This window comes from Pseudomonas sp. M5 (assembly GCF_016907075.1).
In the GTDB taxonomy this organism is placed as follows: domain Bacteria; phylum Pseudomonadota; class Gammaproteobacteria; order Pseudomonadales; family Pseudomonadaceae; genus Aquipseudomonas; species Aquipseudomonas putida_E.
The window spans coordinates 4335235-4353577 of sequence record NZ_JAFBBH010000001.1 but is presented as its reverse complement, the minus strand read 5'-3'; the positions used below and the strand labels follow the sequence as shown (position 1 = coordinate 4353577).

The window sequence follows — 18343 nt, the reverse complement described above, 5'->3', positions numbered from 1 at the left end:
CCACCGCCCCCTGGTACTGCTTTTTGATATCCATTGTGTTGTTATCCGCCATGGCTCCGGCTCACGCCTCGGGCATGGGTGCCTTGATCTGCCCAAGCGCCAGGGCCAGCTCCCTGACCTGGCGCTGCTCGCTCTCCTTGAAAGCCTGCAACTGCTGCCCCAGCGTCGGCGCACCTGACTGCCCTTCGCCACCCTGGCGCCAGGGTTTGCCACCGCTGAGCTCATACTGGCCGCCATCGTCCGGCAGCGTCTTGTCGAAAATATTGGCCAGGCTGCTAGCGCCGAACACGCTGGCATCACCACCGCCAAAGCCGAGGAAACCTGCCCCGGTGCCGTTGCCGATGGCGGAGCCGCCCTGCTGACCTGCGAACACCTGGGCAAGGTAGCTAGGCGCCAGGGCCCCCTCGCGGATAAAGATGCTGCCCAGCGGCGGCAGCCCACCGCCAGCACTGGGCACTTCGAACAACGGTACTGGCAGCAAAGGTGACTGGAACGCCGAGAACGCTGGTGCAGGTGTGCCGGGCAGGGGTAAAGGCTGGCCGGCCAGACTTGGCGGCGCGGCCGGGTAGGCCAGGAACTGCGGGTCACCGCCCGTGCTCTGCAGCACACTGCCCTGGCCGACGAAACCACCCTCCAGCCCGTTGCCAGCCATGTCACTGATAGCCGTGCCGCTGGTGTTCAAGGCCAATGCCAGGCTGCCGCTGCCGGCAACCCCGGCGATATTCACCTGCCAGGTACGGCTGTCGAGCTGCACCAGTGATTGCAGGGTGCCGCTGGCGTTGCCGCTCGATACCAGTTGGAAGTCACTCAGATCAACGCCGCGAACCTCTTCACTGAAGGTCACGGTGAACCCCTGGCTGCCGTTGCCACTGACAGGCGTCGGCACGATCGACTCGACGCTCGGCAAGCGCGTATCGACGATGATTCCAGTGCTGTCGCCAACCGCCCCCAGCCCTGGCTGCAAGGCATTGCCGGCAGCGTCATGCAAGGTCGCGCCATTGGCTGTCAGCCCCACTACCTGAATGCCGTCGGCATCGTTGTCGCCAGCCTGGATGCGGTACTGGAACACCAGCGTCGGCGTGCCGGAGCCAGCGACGAAATCGGCATACACCGTACGCCCACCCACATCCAGTGCCAGCTGCGGGGCGCCGTCGACAATCACCGCTTCGCTGGTATCGACCACGAAGGTCAGCGTATCGCCGGTGTTGTAGTGCACCCCCACCGGCACGCTGACGCTATTCACCGTGGGGGCGTCATGGTCGATGTTGTACACCGCGCCGGTCAGGCCGCCCGTCAGCAGGTTGCCGGCCACATCGCTGATAGCGGTGCCAGCAGCCTTCAGGTTCAAGCCCAGGGTACCGGTGCCGCTGACACCGCTGGCGGTGATCTCGTAGACGCCATCGCTTATCTGGCGCAGGCCACTGAGCGTAGCGCTGGCGGTACCGCTGGCGACCAGGCTGAAGTCGGCCAGGTCAACGCCGTTGACCCGTTCGCTGAAGGTGACGGTGAAACGCACGCTTTGCGCGTTGCTCGGGGATGGGTCGAGGGTGACGATGCCGACGGCTGCAGGTGCCAGCGTATCGACCAGCACCTTGCTAGTGTCGGCGACGCCATTCAAGGCCAGGTTCATTGCATTACCCTGGGCATCGCTCAGGGTGGCTCCATTGGCCGACAGGCCGGTCACGCGGATGCCGTCGCTGTCATTGTCGCCGGCCTGGACGATGTACTGGAACACCAGCGTCGGCGTGCCAGCACCCGCCATCAACTCGGCGAACACCGTGCGCCCGCCGACGTCCAGGGCCAGGCGTGGCGAACCGGCCACCTGCACTGCTTCACTGGCATTGACCACGAACACCAGTGCGTCGCCGGCGTTGTAGGAAACGCCCGCCGGCCCACCGACACTGGTCACGCTAGGGACGCGTGTGTCGATGGTGTAGTTGTTGGAAATGCTGCTACCCACACCGGCGTTGCCAGAGGCCGTGGCAACTACGCCACTGTTGTCCAGAGAAACAAGGTTACTGGTGTCTTCGACATTGCTGGTCGGTGTCAGCGTTGCGCTCCAGGTGATGCCACCGTCCTGGCTGCTCAGATTGGTCAGCACACCATTGGCCGCGCTCATGTCAGCCAAGGTAAAGCCGCTGACCGCTTCGCTGAACGTGATGGTCACCAGGCTAGACTCGCCCGCCCGCAACGCGTTGTCGGCCACCACGATGGTCGCGGTAGGGACAATGGTGTCGACCGCGTAGTTGCCCGACGAGGTGGTGCCGCTGCCAGTGTTGCCGGCAAGGTCGGCGATGCCCGTGTTGGCCAGGGTGATGACATTGCTGGTGTCGCGCACACCGACGGCCGGGGTGAAGGTGGCTGTCCAGGTGATGCCGCCGTCGGCACTGGAAAGCGCGCTCAAGGTGCCATTGGCAACCGTCAGGTCGGCATTGCTCAAGCCCGTCACCGCTTCGCTGAAGGTGATGGTCACCTGGCTGGTTTCGCCCACGGTCAGGTTGTTGTCGGCGACCACGATGGTAGCGGTCGGGCGTTGGCTGTCGATGGCGTAATTGTTCGAGTCGGTGCTACCGATGCCGGCGTTGCCCGCCAGGTCCGCCACGCCGGTATTGTCCAGGGTGATCAGGTTGCTGGTATCGCTGATGCCAACTGTGGGCGTCAGTGTCGCAGTCCAGGTCAAGCCGCCGTCACCGCTGGCGAGCCCGCTAAGGGTACCGTTGGCCATGGTCAGGTCGGCCAGGCTGAGGCCGACCACTGCCTCGTTGAAGGTGATGGTCACCAGCGATGTCTCGCCTGCCGCCAGTTGGCTGTCGGCCACCGCGATGGTTGCCGTCGGGCGCTGGGTGTCAATGGCGTAGTTGTTCGAATCGGTGGTGCCGACACCGGCGTTGCCGCCCTGGCCGACCACGCCGGTATTGTCCAGGCTGATGAGGTTGGTGGCATCGGTGATATTGCTGGTGGGCGTGAAGGTGGCGGTCCAGGTAATGCCGCCATCGGTACTGGAAACCATGCTCAGGGTGCCGTTATTCACCGTCAGGTCGGCATTGTTGAAGCCGGACACCGCCTCGCTGAAGGTAATGGTCACCAGCGACGTCTCACCAAGGCGCAACGCAGTGTCGGCCACCACGATGGTTGCCGTGGGGACAATGGTGTCGACCGAGAAGTTGCCCGACGAGGTGGTGCCGCTGCCAGTGTTGCCGGCAAGGTCGGCGATGCCCGTGTTGGCCAGGGTGATGACATTGCTGGTATCGCGCACACCCACGGCCGGGGTGAAGGTGGCTGTCCAGGTGATGCCGCCGTCGGCACTGGAAAGCGCGCTCAAGGTGCCATTGGCAACCGTCAGGTCGGCGTTGCTGAAGCCCGTCACCGCTTCGCTGAAGGTGATGGTCACCTGGCTGGTTTCGCCCACGGTCAGGTTGCTGTCGGCGACCACGATCGTAGCGGTCGGGCGTTGGCTGTCGATGGCGTAATTGTTCGAGTCGGTGCTGCCGGTGCCGGCGTTGCCCGCCAGGTCCGCCACGCCGGTGTTGTCGAGTGTGACCAGGTTGCTGGTATCGCTGATACCCGTTGTGGGCGTCAGTGTCGCAGTCCAGGTCAAGCCGCCGTCACCGCTGGAGAGCGCGCTGAGGGTACCGTTGGCCACGCTCAGGTCGGCCAGGCTGAGGCCGACCACCGCCTCGTTGAAGGTGATGGTCACCAGCGATGTCTCGCCTGCCGCCAGTTGGCTGTCGGCCACCACGATGGTTGCTGTCGGGCGCTGGGTGTCGATGGCGTAGGTGTTCGAATCGGTCGTGCCGACACCGGCGTTGCCGCCCTGGCCGACCACGCCGGTATTGTCCAGGGTGATCAGGTTGGAGGCATCGGTGATATTGCCGGTGGGCGTGAAGGTGGCGGTCCAGGTGATGCCGCCATCGCTGCTGCTCACCGCGCTGAGGGTTCCGTTGGCCACGGTCAGGTCGGCATTGCTGAAGCCGGACACCGCCTCACTGAAGGTAATGGTTACCAGCGACGTCTCACCAAGGCGCAACGCAGTGTCGGCCACCACGATGGTTGCTGTGGGGACGATGGTGTCGACCGAGAAGTTGCCCGACGAGGTGGTGCCACTGCCAGTGTTGCCGGCAAGGTCGGCGATGCCCGTGTTGGCCAGGGTGATGACATTGCTGGTATCGCGCACACCCACGGCCGGGGTGAAGGTGGCTGTCCAGGTGATGCCGCCGTCGGCACTGGAAAGCGCGCTCAAGGTGCCATTGGCAACCGTCAGGTCGGCATTGCTCAAGCCCGTCACCGCTTCGCTGAAGGTGATGGTCACCAGGCTGGTTTCGCCCACGGTCAGGTTGCTGTCAGCGACCACGATGGTGGCGGTCGGGCGCAGACTGTCGATGGCGTAGTTGTTCGAGTCGGTGCTACCGGTGCCGGCGTTGCCAGCCAAGTCCGCCACGCCGGTGTTGTCCAGGGTGATCAGGTTGCTGGTATCGCTGATGCCAACTGTGGGCGTCAGTGTCGCAGTCCAGGTCACGCCGCCGTCACCGCTGGAGAGCGCGCTGAGGGTACCGTTGGCCACGCTCAGGTCGGCATTGCTGAAGCCGACCACCGCCTCGCTGAAGGTGACGGTCACCAGCGACGTCTCGCCTGCCGCCAGTTGGCTGTCGGCCACCACGATGGTTGCCGTCGGGCGCTGAGTGTCGATGGCGTAGTTGTTCGAATCGGTGGTGCCGGAGCCCGCGTTGCCACTGCTCTGGCCCACCACTCCGCTGTTGTCGAGGGTGATCAGGTTGGAGGCATCGGTGACATTGCTGGTGGGTGTGAAGGTGGCGGTCCAGGTGATGCCGCCGTCTGCACTGGCAAGCCCGCTCAGGGTGCCGTTGGCCACTGTCAGGTCAGCAGTGGTGAAGCCGGCCACCGCCTCGCTGAAGGTAATGGTCACCTGAATGGTCTCGCCGATACGCAGGGCCGAATCGCTCATCACGATCGTCGCAGTGGGTTGCAGGGTGCTGACTGTGTAGTTGCCGGAGGTGGTGGTGCCGCTGCCAATGTTGCCGGCCAGGTCGGCCACCCCGGTGTTGCTCAGGGTGATGACGTTGCTGGCGTCCTGCACGTTGATCGACGGCGTGAAGGTGGCCGTCCAGGTGATGCCGCCGTCGCTGCTGGTCAGCCCGCTCAGGCTGCCGTTCGGCGCCGACAGGTCGGCCAGGGTGAAGCCGGTCACCGCTTCGCTGAAGGTGATGGTCACCGTGGTGGTTTCACCCACGGTCAGCGTCGTGTCGGCCATCACGATGGCCGCAGTTGGCCGCTGGCTGTCGATGGCGTAGTTGTTCGAATCGGTGCTACCGGTGCCGGCGTTGCCAGCCGTGTCCATCACGCCGGTATTGTCCAAGGTGATCAGGTTGCTGGCATCGGTGACATTGCCGGCGGGCGTGAAGGTGGCGGTCCAGTTGATGTTGTCGCTGGTGCTCAGGCCGCTGAGCGTGCCGTTCTGTACCGTGAAGTCGGCCAGGGTCAGGCCGGTGACGGGTTCGTTGAAAACGATGGTGACGGTGCTGGTTTCGCCAATGGCCAGGCTGTTGTCGGCGACCACGATGGTCGCGGTCGGCCGTACGGTGTCAACAGCGTAATTATTGGAGTCGGTGGTGCCGCTACCGCTATTGCCGGCAGCGTCGGCCACGCCGGCGTTATCCAGGGTGATCAGGTTGGTGGCGTCAGTGACAGTGCTGGCAGGCGTGAAGGTGGCGGTCCAGGTAATGCCGCCATCGCTGCTGCTCACCGCGCTGAGGGTTCCATTGGCCACGGTCAGGTCGGCATTGCTGAAGCCGCTCACCGCCTCGCTGAAGGTGATGGTCACCAGGCTCGTTTCGCCAATGCGCAAGGCGGTGTCAGCGACGACGATTGTCGCTACCGGGCGTTGGGTATCGAGGCTGTAGTTGTTCGAGTTGGTAGTGCCGGAGCCGGCGTTGCCAGCACTGTCAGTCACCCCCGTGTTGTCCAGGGTGATGAGGTTGGTCGCATCGGTAATGTTGCTGGTCGGCGTGAACGTCCCGGTCCAGGTGATGCCGCCATCGCTGCTGCTTATCGCGCTCATAGTACCGTTGGCCACGGTCAGGTCGGCATTGCTCAAGCCGCTCACCGCCTCGCTGAACGTGATCGTCACCAGGCTGGTTTCGCCGATGCGCAAGGCATTGTCGGCGACCACGATAGTGGCGGTGGGGCGCTGCGTGTCGATGCTGTAGCTCGGCGACACTGTGGCGCCACTGCCAGCATTGCCCGCCAGGTCAGAGACGCCGGCATTGTTCAGGGTGATCGTCGCACTGGCGACAGTGGTGTTGGCGGAGGGGGTAAAGGTCGCACTCCAAGTGAGGCCACCATCACTGCTGCTCACTGCCGACAACGTACCGCCCATCACCGTGAGGTCAGCATTGCTGAAGCCAGCCACCGCTTCGCTGAAGGTGATGGTCACGTTCGATGTGTCGCCGACTTTCAGTGCGGTGTCACTGAGGCTGATGGTAGCGGTCGGCGGCACCGTCTCGCGGACACTGACCTGCACCGTGGCGGTAGTGGAGGTAGCGCCATCGCCGTCGCTGACGGTTACCGAAACTGATCGGCTGGCCTGGCCGATGCCATTGCCGGCATTACCGTTGTCATACGTGATACTGCGCACCAGCGCCTGTACCGACGCGGCCGTGGCATTGGCGTTGAACGTCACCACCAGGCTGGCGCCGCCGGTGCCGCCGGCTACGGTGCCGATGGCAACCCCGCCGTAACTCACCGTATTGCCGCTGAGGCTGATCTGCCCGGCGCCGTTACCCACGCTGAGGATACCCAGGGTATCTTCCCCGGCTACGCCATTGGCGCTGACCGAGGCCGTTAGGTTGCCACCGCCGAAGTCGGCCGAGTCACTGTCGCTGACCGTGGCATTGCCGTTCGCGTCGATCAGTATCGCGCCATTGCCCTGGGTGAATGCCGTGCTGTCGCCGTTAAGGTTGCCGATCACCGGTGCGCTGTTCTGCGCCAGCACGACCACCGAAGCGGTACGCGTAGTACTGCCCATGTCATCGTTGACGCTGACGGTCACGCTGCGCGTGCCAGTGGTATAGGCAGCCGCCGCGTTGCCATAGGCCACCGATGCAAGAATCGCCCGGTACTGGGCCAGGGTGGCGACACCGCTCAGGGTAAGCACGGCGCTGCCCGAGCCGCTTACCGTGATGCCGAACCCGGCGGCCGTGGCGATCTGCGCTGCGCTGAGCGACAAGGTTTCGTTGGCACCATCGGCCACACCGCTCAATGCCAGCGAGGCACCGCTCACCTGGGTGTCGCCGTCAGTCTGGGTCAGGGAGATGTTCGGCACGATCGCCACTGCGGTGCCGGTGAAGTTGACCGTGCTGTCGTTGCCGCCAGTACCGGTGTCCAGATCGACCACCGGTGGTGCCGAGTACAGTACCTCGTAAGCACCGATATCCACACCGCCACCGCGAGGCCGCTCGAAACCGCGCAGGTCGGTGGCCGGCGCGCCACCGCTGGTGCCCTGGTCGATGGCGTTGCTGGCCGTGGAAGCCAGGCGGTAATCACCCCCGGCAGCATTGACGAAGTTGACCGTGGTGCCGATCAGGTTGGTGATGCTGGTGTAGCTGCTGCCGGTGATGGCATCGGCCGCAGCGCCGTTGACGGTGTTGCCGGTGAGGATGGAGTTCTGCACCGTGATAGTGCCGACCTGGCCAACGGCCCAGCCAAGGCCCGCGGAGGTGATGCTACCGGTACTGGTGTTGAGAAACACGTTATTGGCAATGGTGCTGTTGACGATGTTGACCGAGCCACCCACGTTGCTCAGGACGATCACCGCCCCCCCGGCGACGGTGCCGGTCGCACTGTAGGTGCCGGTGTTGTTGTAGATCGCTACGTTTTCCAACACATGGTTGTTGGCGCCACCTAGGCGCACCAGCGATGACATCGCGGTGCCTCCGACGATACTGGCGCTGTTGTCATGAATGGTGGTGTTGCGCACCACTACCGTCGAGCCGGCAGTAGTCGCCGAGTTGATCACCGCACCGGCGTTGTTCTGGAAGTTCGAATCTTCAACGGTGATCGAGCCACCGTTGGCACGGATCGCGCCACCGGTGAGGTTGCCCGAGAAGTCACGGAAATCAAGGTTGCGCACCGTCAGCACGCCGCCGTTGTTGCTCTGCAGCCCCGACGCCTCGAGCGCATCACGCACGCCGTTGTTGTTGACGTCGCCACTGAGGATGATGTCGCCTCGGCCGTCGCCATCCACATCACCGTTGATGGTGATGTTGCTGGTGACCAGCAAGGCCGAAGCGGTGGACCAGCGGATGGTCTGGCCACTCAGCGATTGATGGAACACGATGATGTCGCTGCCACTGCCGGCGGCGGAGCCGTTCACCGATGTGTCGGTGTTGGCGGCCTGGATCGCCTCGGCCAGCGAGACAAAGCTATCAACCGCAGTGGACGTGGCATTGGTGTCGGTCACCGTGATGGTCGCCAGCGACGTATTGAACGCCGTCAGGTCACCACGTTGCACACCAACGCCCGTAGCGACCACACCGGAGACGGTTTCCAGTTCCCAGTCCTCGCCCTCGCGGTTGCCGGTCGAGTCGGAAGACGCGCCTACATCGGCACCGCTCAGCCGTGCCACCTCATCGACGAACAGCTGCCCATCACTGCCCTCGCCGGTGTTGCAGGCGAAAAAGCGGATGTCGCCACCCTCGGCCAGGCTGGCACCGATGCGCGCCAGGTCGGCCTGATGGCTGGCCAGCTGATTGGCCCAAATGGCGTTGCCGGCCAGGTACACATAGCCGCTGTCACCGTGGCTGATGATATCGATGGAAGTGACATCGGTACGGCCGTCGAGGTAATCAGCGATCTGCTTGAAACCGTCCTTGCCGTTCTCCAGCACCACCACCTCGACGCCGGCGGGCAGGCCGGCGATGAGCTTTTGATAGTCACTGACGGCGGAATCGACGAACACCACTTCGTGGCGCTCGGCAGCCAGGGTAGCCGGCGCCGTAGCGGGTGCGGCCTGTTGCGCGCTTTCATGGCTCGCGCTGTCCTGGGTACTGGACGTATCGCTGGCGGTAGCGGTGTCCTTGCTGGTGGCCGTGGCAGCGGCTACCTCTGCGGCCTGGGCGCCCTGGTCGGCGACCACGGCCACCGAAGCATCGAACATCATGCGGGGTTCCAAGGCCTGAATCAGGCTCGGCCGGCTCATGGAAACGCTGGGGTTTTGGTTCTTCTTGTTTCGCTTCCAGAATGCCATGCCGACCTCATTCAGCCCTTGGGCTGGTTGATCCTGTAACTGCGCCAGGCAATGGCGCATCCTTGTCGAGAATCCTGACGCACCGCGGGGAGCCGACATGCCCCCCGCGATGAACTGCAATGCTTGCCTTGACTCAGTTACGGCTCGGGAAGATGCCTTCCAGGGCGATGATGAAGTTCATGCCCAGGTAGGGGTTTTGCACAGAAACGGGCAGCGAGGCACCACCCAGGTTGACGCTGGTTTGAGGCACCGTGACGTTGAACGGCTTCAGGCTGGTATTAGGCACGTCACTGGAATAGATATCCGCCGCCGCCCCTGCCCCCGAACTGTCAAAGGACTTGGCCAGCACGTTGCCAGACGAAGGTGCCGCAGCGTTGGCATCGCCTTCCACCGCCGGTATGGCCACCGAAACGGTCTGGGCAGGGATCACCGCCTGCTGCATCGGCATGTTCGACTGCAACAGCGTGACATCGTTGACACCGCCAGCTTCGCCCTGCACCACATCGGCCAGGCCTGGCCCGGTGCCGAAACCGATTGGCCCGCGACCGCGCAGGTCTGGCAGGGCGAAAGTGGTCTTGCCATCGCCGCCATACGTAGTGCCAAGCAGCGCGAACAAGGCGTTGTTCTGGGCAATGCTCATCAGCTGACCTTGGCAGAATGCCCAACCGCGAGGCGCGAAGTTGCCTGCGAACATCTTGATCTCACCGAGAAACGGATCCATTTGCTGCTCTCCTATGACTACCTGCAAGGCGGACCTGGTGGCCCGCGAAATGGGTTCAGGAACGATGCATCTTCAGGTACAGACCATTGTCCTCGACAACCGCGAAGCCACTGCGCCGATACAGGCGCACTGCCGGGCTGTGCGAAGTGACGTGCAAACCGGCGCTCAGGCCCTGGCGGTCAGCCTGTGCCAGCCACTGGCGCAGCAGACGAGAGCCGATACCCTGGCCCTGCCAGGCGGGCAAAATTGCCATATCAATGATCTGCAGGTGGCTGTCGGCCCATTGCAGGGAAGCACGACCGATACGTTCGTTGGCGGTTTCGATGATCAGAAAGCAGGCGTCGGGGTACTGCGCCTGGTAATGGAGGTGCTGGGCACGCCACTGCTGGTCGAGAAAATGCTCGATCGTTGCCTGGTCCCACGCCAGCGCAGCCATTTCGGCGGCCCGGGTGGTACCGTACAAGGCGCGCAGAAACACTTGGTCAGCGTCCACCACGGGACGGAGAAGCACTTCAGAGGTCGACATCGGGTCACGCTTCCCTGCTGTAGTTACCCCATGGTGAGGGGAGCACATCCAAGTGAATTGTCCTACACGATGGCGTAGAGCCTAGTCGATTGCCGAGGCAAATCGCCACCACTGTGTCGGGCGATTTACACAGTTTCCTCAAACAGGTGTTCGAAGCCTTTTGGCGCCAGTTTTCAGGCTTTATGCAAGCGTATGAATTCCAAGCACTTATAGGGCTCTAGCGCCCATTGACGCACATTTTCAATTACTTGCTCGCTGGCTTGTGCTCGCTTGCGCTGGCTGTCAGCACTGAAGTTCATGCCCGGTTGCTTGGCATCGAACGCTGCCACTTCACGCAACCTCGGCACATCGCTGGGCATCACCCCGCACACTGGGGCCAGGCGCCCCCAGATGGCCTCAGGCAGTTCACTGTAGTTGACGGCAATGCCGCCGTGTTCCCGGCATAGCTGCAGGCCGGCCTTGAGGATCTCGCCTACTACCCGGCAGGTGTATTGCACCGTGTCCATGCCCTTGCCGCTGCCCAACAAGGTGTCCAGCGCCGAAGCGCCAAGCAGGCCCGGCACCCGGTGCATGCCAGCCTGGCGCAACTGCGAGACAACGATCTCCAGTGGGTCGCGATACAGGAAGACCCTCGGCACTTCGGGGTACAGTTCGGCCAGTAAGGGCGCTTCGAACACGTTCCAGGCATCAAGTTTGATCACCAACTGGCGCTCATCGCCCTGGCGCCGCTGGCCGTAGGCTGAAAGCAGTGCGCGCACGCCTTCGGCCTGCCAGTCCTTGGCGCCTGGGTCCTGCAGCGATGCCCTCAGCAGGTTGTCCAGGGGTGGCGGCTCGCTGAGCACGATGTTGCGCGCCTGGCTGGCCAACAGTTGTGCGATCAGCGTGGAGCCACATCGCGAGGCATGGAACACCAGCACCGAAGGTGCCAAGCCCGGGCTGCGCACTTGCCAGTCCAACAGTGCCTGCAAGTTGGTGTCGCGGCGCAGGGCCTGGTTGAACGGCAGGCGTAAGGCCTGATCGACGTCGTCTCGGAAAAACGGCCTGGTCAGGGGCTGCTGGCCAAACCAGCACCAGTCCAGGCGCCACTCAGCCTTGTCACGCCACAGGCGAATGGGCATCCAGCCGTGAAAACCGCCTGGCGCATTCAGATTCGCCATTGATCGCTCCATGCTTGCTTGCCTTGGCGCATGGCACTCAGCACCTCGGCTTCGGAAAACACCAGGCCCATGGTTGCACCGAGGGCAATGGCCGCTGCCACGAATGCCCGTGGATCGTCCAGTGTCTGCAGGCTGGCTGCCAGTGCAGGGGTATGCGCCACTTGCTCACGAAAGCGCTCGAATGCCTGCCCTGCCCGCCCTGGGCTCAATGCCGGGGTTCGTGCCCGCCCCTGTTCGATCAACCCGAGCAGCCAGTTGTCGGCCAAGCAGTCGAGCACCAGGTGGATACGCTCACCGGGGCCGGGGTTGTGCACCCGATGCGCACGTGACAGGTCAACGAACCAGCACTCGCCAGCCTGCATGGGGACCTGCAGGCCGTCGACGATAAATTCAACACCAGGTGGGCTCAGCAATGGCACATGCAGGCGCAGGCAGCCTCCAGGGCGACCCAGGTCCGGGTCTCGGTGCTCGTGAATCCGCGCGCCCTCGCCCAGACGCAGCAGACGTGCGGCCTGCAGGGATGCGCGAAATGGCCCCAGCGCGGCCTGCCACGCCGTCTCATGGCGCCACCAGTCCTGCCTCACGGGCGCGCCCCGGCCCGGTGCAAGCGGCACAGGAGCATCCTCGGCACTGACCAGCGCCACACCGCTCCAGTCGCCCTCGTGATAACCGCGGTTGAAATGCGCCTGCCAGGCCCCTGCCTCCACCCGTGCCAGAGCCTGCAGCAATGCCGGCAGGTCCATGGCAAGAGGCAGTCGGGAACATAGCGGCAGCGAGACTTCGCTCATGGCTGCTCCTTGCAGTGAATTCGCACTAGAAACCACTCTCGCGCACTCCCAAGGCCGCCAACCGGCGCCAGGCAGCGCCCAGCAGCGACTCGCGGGCACCCTCGAGCACCACCACCCCACGCAACGGCTGGGCCACATCAGCCACATCCGTCAGCGGGCTCAGGCGCACCCCGTACTGCGCCTGCAGCGGCTGGGCCCGCTGTTGGCCATCGCGGCGCACGGCCACCGGGCCATGCCGGTCAGACGCCAGCGCCTGCAGTTCCAGCGCGGCAACCCCGGTAGCATCCACCTGCTCCACGCGCACGGGCAACGCCGCCCGCGCCGGGTCATCGGCAATGAAGCGCCCTTCACTGCCAGCCGCCACGCGCCACAGATCGGCCTCGCCCAAGTAACCACGCAGGCGCACCCCCGGTTCGACGACCCGCCCCAAGGCCTGGCCTGTATTGACCCACTGCCCCGCCTGCAGGTCCCTGGGCATGTCGCGCCACACTCCCGCCCCCGGCGCGCGCAATTGCAAGCGTTCACGCTGCGCGGCAAGGCCACGGTACTCGGCCACTGCCTCGGCCAGCTGCTGCTCGAGCACCCCGGCATCGCTGGCGGTGGCGCTGCGCCCGGACTGACGGCGCAACAGCAACTGTAGAATTTCTATTTCGCGGCGCACGATCTTCAGGCGCGAATCCAGGTCCGGCGATTCCAGCGCCAGCAGCAACTGCCCCTGAGCGACCGTCTGGCCATCGTGCACCTGCAACTGCTTCACTCGCGCCGCCACAGGCGCATGCAAGGCACTCACCCGCGACGCCTCGAGCATCGCCGGCACCTCCACTGCACCGCGCCAAGGCACGGCCAGCAGCGCCAGCAGCAGCATCAACCCCAGGCCAAGCCCCAGCGCCTTGCGCGGCTGGGCCTGGTCACGGCGCAGCCACCACTGCTGCAGCTCCTTGCATACCGGCAAGCCGATGAACCACACCAGTTCCACCAGCATGAGGAAGATGCCCAGCACCTTGAAGAACAGGTGATACACCGCCAGGGCGATACCCAAGAACAACAGCGCACGCCAGACCCAGGCGCCATAGCCCCATATCAACAGGCGCTGGCGCATTACCGGTGGCCACGGCTCGGGCATCGTCTCGCCATAGCCGAACAACGCCTCGCGCAAGCGCCACCGGCACAGGGCAAACGCGCGTTGCTGCAGGTTTTCCACGCCTAACAGGTCACTGACCAGAAAGTACCCGTCAAAGCGCATGAACGGGTTGAGGTTGACCAGCAAGGTAGTGATCCACGTGGCACTGGCCAGCATGAACGCTGCGGTGCGTAGCGGCCCATCGGGCAGCAGCGACCAGGCCAGCAGTGCCAACACCGCCAGTACCAGCTCGGCGAATACGCCACCTGCATCTATCAGCAGCCGTGAGCGACGGTCGCTGACGCGCCAGGCGTCGCTGACATCGGTGTAGAACATCGGCAGCAGTACCATGAACGCCAGCCCCATGCTCTGCACACGACAGCCCGCGCGCTTGGCCATGTAGGCATGGCCGAACTCGTGGCATAGCTTGGCGAAAGCCAGGGCCAGGCCAAAGGCGAGCATGCCGCCGAGGCTGAACAGGTGCGGGAACGTGGCGATGAAGCGCGACCAGTCACGAATCACCAGAAACAGGCCAAGCACCAGCAGCGCCGGCAGGCCAACGCGCAGCAGCCAGCCACCATGGCGCTCGAGCAGCGGCCAGGTACGGTTGAGGAAGGCATCCGGGCGCCACAGCGGGATGCGGAAGAACAGGTACTGGTGCAACGCTTTGTGCCACAGCCCCTGTTGGCTGGCGGCGGCCTTCACGGCATAGCTCTGGCGCTGCTTGGGATCGTTGGCGCTGAGCAGGTCGTGGTGGCCGAGAAACGCCAATAGGTCCTCCACCGCCTGAGTATCCAGGGGCAGGCCCGGCTCGGCATTGGCAGCTGCCAGCACCCGTTGCGGCTCACCCAGCGGCCAGTGACGGAGCAAGCGCACCGCTGCCGCGCCAAGCTTGAAATAACGGCCGCGCAACGGGTCGGCCAAGGTCCATTGCGGGGCACCGTCCAACGCCGGTGCCGCTGGCGAGAGCTGCAGGTCCGCACGCAGCGCCGGCAACATTACAGGCCCAGCCCTTGGCGCAGGGCCGCCAGAGGCCGGCGCAGCAGGTAATAGGCCAATGGCGCGCGTTCGCCGTACAGCTTCGCCGTACCGCGCAGGCCAATGCGTGGTGAGGCCTCGACGAAGGTCGCATCCAGCCGGTAGGCAAGCTGCCCGGCGGCGGTGGTTTGCGCCTCGTAGGCGGCACGTTCAAGCTGCGCCACGTGCCGATGCAGTGGGTCACTGTCAAGGAACAGCGCCACCTCGGCCCCCGGCTGCAGGGCGATGGCATCGCCGACCGGCAATTCCAGGCGCAGTTCGGCGTGCACAGGGTCGGCCAGTTGCATCAGCCGCTCGCCGGTCTGCACCGGTTTGCCAGTCCAGCGCTCGGCATCGGCGAACACCGCGATGCCGTCACGTTCGGCGCGGATCTCGCTGCGCGCCAGCAACTGGTGGGCATAGTCGAGTTCGGCGCGTTTCTGTTCCACGCGTGCGGCCAGCAAGTCCAGGCGCGCGCTGGAGTCGGCATCGGTAAAGGCACGCTGGGTACTGACCTTGAGTTCGGCCTCTGCCACGCCCAAGGTGCGTGCGGCAACATCGGCCTGGGCCTTGAGGGCGGTGGCATCGAAGCGCACCAGCAAATCCCCCGCCGTCACACGCTGGTTGGGTTTGACCAGGAACTCGGCCACCACCCCGTCCAGCGGCGCCGCCACCACCCAGCCACCGCGCGGCACCACCTCGGCCGGCGCCAGCACCGACTGGCGCACCGGCAGCAACAGCAACAACAGCGCGGCCGCCAGCACCGCCAGCAAACGCCGCCGCGGCCAGCGCAGGCGCCAAGGGCGCACCGGGTTCAGCGCCTGCCAGGCATGCGCATAAGTTTCCCCCAACTGCACCAGCAAGGCCTGCTCGGCGGCGTTGAACGCCTGCTCGCGGGCCAGCCACAAGCCGCCGAAGGCCTCACCCTTGCGGTCGTGCAATGGCAACCAGAAGGCTTGCCCTGCCGACAACGCCTGCCAGTCGGCGAGGGTCTGGGCATCCAGCACGCTTGGTTCCACCTCGCCGGCTTGCCCTGCGACACCCGCTGCCTGCAACTTGCCCACGGCACGTTCGACAAAGGCCACGAACGGTGCATTGGCTTCCACCACGCTGATGCCTGTCAGCGCCTGCACCTTGCCGGCGATCAGTAACGCGGCATGGCGAAAACCAAACATCGCCTGGCCGTCGTTGACCATGGCATACGCCAGCTGCTCGGTACTGGTGGCCTGGCGCGCCTGGCGCTGCAGCCCCAGAAACAAGGCGAAGGCCCGCTCCGCCGTACCATGGGCAGCGGCGGTCATGGCTGCTGCGCAAAGCTGGCCGTACCGCTCATGCCCGCCAGCAAACCGTGAGCATCTGCGGGCAGTTCGCCGATCAACAGCAGCGTCTGGCTGCCTTCATCGATTCGCGCGCCCACACGCTTGACCGTGGCGCCCAGCGGCTGGCCGGTTTCATCCGGTGTGAACTGAAAGCTTTGCCCGGGCTTGAGCCTGGCCAGCCAGCGCGAAGGCACCAGCAGCTGGATTTCCAGCGAACGATTGTCCACCACCTCCACCAGCGGTGCGCCGTTGGCAACGCTTTCGTGGGGCTGGGCGCGGCGTTGTACCACTCGCCCGTCGAACGGGGCGGTGACCACACAGCGCTTGACCTGCACTTGGTAGACCTGGGCTTCGGCCTGGGCCTGGGCTTGCTTGGCCTCAGCCAGCGATACCTCGAACTGCCCCACCGATTTCAATGCGGCCAGTTGACGGTTGTGGTTGAGCTCTTCGCGGCTTGCGCGCACCGCCGCTTGAGCGGCATTGAGCTGGGCCTGGTAGGCCGAGCAGTCGAAGCGCGCCAGGGTGCTGCCCTTCTTGAAGGCCTCGCCATCAGCATAAGGCATCTCGACGATGCGCCCGGCCAGCTCACTGGCCAGCACTGCCTGGTGACGCGCGCGCAACACGCCACGGGCGCTGTGCTCGGCGCCCGTGTTACCGACGCTCGGCGTGTCCAGCAGCGGGTCGCCTGATGCTTCATTGGCCAGCGCCAGTGGCAGGTGCAACATACTCAAGGCCAAAGCCAGTCGAATCCCACGACACATGTTGCACACTCCCTTGCAAGCTAGGAGACCGGAGTGTACGAAAAAAGTGATGGCACGGATACATCACGCCATCGGTCCATGGTGGCCGATCAACCCGGCCACCATGGAGGTATCACCGCCGCCGCTCAACCGAGCGAGCGCACCCCCGCCGCCTGTCGTTCATGACCGCGCGCGGTGACGATGCCAAGGAAGGAAATGAAGATCGCCAGGCTCAATGTAGCGGTCACCTCCACCCGGTGCTCGGGCGTGTACATCATCACCGCCAGCGCCCCGCCAATGAAAATGATCACCGCCCAGGTCAGCCAAGGGAACAGCCACATGCGGAATTTCAGTTCCGCGTTTTCGCGCTCCAGGCGGCGGCGCATGCGCAGCTGGGAGATGGCGATGACCATGTAAACCAGCAGCGCAATGGCGCCGGAGCTGGCCAGCAGGAACTCGAACACACCCTTGGGTGCGAAATAGTTGAGGATGGCGATGGCCGCGCCGATCAGGGTGCTGCCGAACACGGCAGCGCGTGGCACGCCGACCTTGGAGGTCTTGTTGAGGAAGGCCGGTGCATCACCGCGCTTGGCCAGTGAGTACATCATCCGCGAAGCGATATAGATCGAGGAGTTCATGCAGCTAGTTACGGCCACCAGCACCACCAGGTCGACCATGAAGGCGGCATTGGGGATGTTCATGATTTCCAGCGCACGCTGGTAAGAACCCACCACCGCAAGCTGCGGGTCGTTCCACGGCACGATCGAGATGATCACGAAGATCGACAGGATGTAGAAGGTACTGATACGCCAGATCACCGAGCGCGTGGCCTTGGCGATGTTACGCGACGGGTCGCTGGATTCGGAGGCGGCAATGGTCACCGCTTCGGTGCCGATGAAGCTGAACATCACAGTGATGAATGCGCCGATCACGGCAGACCAGCCGTTGGGCGCAAAGCCGCCGTAGGCGCTCATCAAGCCGCTCAACCCGCTGACTTCGCGGTTGGGCAACCAGCCCATCAGGGCCGCAAAGCCCAAGCCGATGAAGCAAAGGATTGCCGTGACTTTGAGAATGGCGAACCAGAACTCGAACTCACCGTACTTGGCCACGCTGAACAGGTTGGTGCACGCCAGCAGCAGTACGGAGGCGAGGGCGAAGATCCAGCTGTCCACCTGTGGGAACCAGGCGTTGAGCACATGCCCGGCGGCCAGTGCTTCGATCGGGATCACCAGCACCCAGAACCACCAGTACAGCCAGCCGATGGTGTAGCCGGCCCAACGGCCGATGGCCTGGTCGGCATAGGTGGAGAACGAACCGGTGTCGGGGTGCGCCACGGCCATTTCGCCGAGCATGCGCATGACCAGCACCACCAGGGTCCCGGCCACGAAGTAAGAAACAATGGTGGCTGGCCCGGCTGCCGCGATGGCGTGCCCGGAGCCGACGAAAAGACCGGCGCCGATGATGCCCGCGATGGACAGCATCGTTACATGACGTGGCTTGAAACCTTGTGCAAGGTTGCCATCAGTTCCCACGGTGTTCATTGATGTTGTTCTCTTTTTGCTGACACAAGGAAGGACGGGCAGGCGTAGGCGAAAATATCTCCTTTGGATTCAATGAGTCGACACCTTGCTTGCGCGCTGTTGTTGATCTTTGGCGCGCGTCACAAAGCAGGGCGTCAGTGCGGTTCGGGGTT

At 64.3% G+C, this 18343-nt stretch carries 9 protein-coding genes; all 9 read right to left on the bottom strand.

All coding sequences use genetic code 11. The annotated features are described in order from the left end of the window. Window positions 1-61: 61 nt before the first annotated feature. The 9 genes from JOE27_RS19805 to gabP all read right to left on the bottom strand — a co-directional run bounded on the left by JOE27_RS19805 (window position 62) and on the right by gabP (window position 18191). Window positions 62-9262: an Ig-like domain-containing protein gene (locus tag JOE27_RS19805; RefSeq protein WP_204919572.1), complete on the bottom strand. Its 9201-nt coding sequence runs from the start codon at window positions 9260-9262 to the stop codon at window positions 62-64. 133 nt (window positions 9263-9395) lie between these two features. After that, window positions 9396-9983, bottom strand: coding sequence for a tail fiber protein (locus JOE27_RS19800; RefSeq protein ID WP_012312610.1), 588 nt, complete (start codon window positions 9981-9983; stop codon window positions 9396-9398). Between the two features lie 55 nt (window positions 9984-10038). Next, on the bottom strand, window positions 10039-10509 hold the full coding sequence (locus JOE27_RS19795; RefSeq protein ID WP_119688228.1) for a GNAT family N-acetyltransferase: 471 nt from the start codon (window positions 10507-10509) through the stop codon (window positions 10039-10041). A gap of 173 nt (window positions 10510-10682) precedes the next feature. Next, complete coding sequence (locus JOE27_RS19790; RefSeq protein WP_204919558.1) at window positions 10683-11666, bottom strand: sulfotransferase family protein; 984 nt, start codon at window positions 11664-11666, stop codon at window positions 10683-10685. Next, window positions 11654-12454 carry an aspartyl/asparaginyl beta-hydroxylase domain-containing protein gene (locus JOE27_RS19785; RefSeq protein WP_204919553.1) on the bottom strand — a complete coding sequence of 267 codons (801 nt, stop codon included), beginning with the start codon at window positions 12452-12454 and terminating at the stop codon, window positions 11654-11656. The genes JOE27_RS19790 and JOE27_RS19785 overlap by 13 nt, the downstream gene beginning before the upstream one ends. A 25-nt stretch (window positions 12455-12479) precedes the next feature. After that, on the bottom strand, window positions 12480-14573 hold the full coding sequence (locus tag JOE27_RS19780; RefSeq protein WP_204919536.1) for a biotin/lipoyl-binding protein: 2094 nt from the start codon (window positions 14571-14573) through the stop codon (window positions 12480-12482). Further along, the gene (locus tag JOE27_RS19775; protein ID WP_204919534.1) at window positions 14573-15892 is read right to left on the bottom strand and encodes an HlyD family efflux transporter periplasmic adaptor subunit; all 1320 of its coding nucleotides are present in this window, start codon (window positions 15890-15892) and stop codon (window positions 14573-14575) included. The genes JOE27_RS19780 and JOE27_RS19775 overlap by 1 nt, the downstream gene beginning before the upstream one ends. After that, window positions 15889-16635, bottom strand: coding sequence for an efflux RND transporter periplasmic adaptor subunit (locus JOE27_RS19770; protein WP_231386316.1), 747 nt, complete (start codon window positions 16633-16635; stop codon window positions 15889-15891). The genes JOE27_RS19775 and JOE27_RS19770 overlap by 4 nt, the downstream gene beginning before the upstream one ends. A 161-nt stretch (window positions 16636-16796) precedes the next feature. Continuing rightward, window positions 16797-18191 carry a GABA permease gene (gabP, locus tag JOE27_RS19765; RefSeq protein ID WP_012312603.1) on the bottom strand — a complete coding sequence of 465 codons (1395 nt, stop codon included), beginning with the start codon at window positions 18189-18191 and terminating at the stop codon, window positions 16797-16799. Window positions 18192-18343 lie beyond the last annotated feature (152 nt).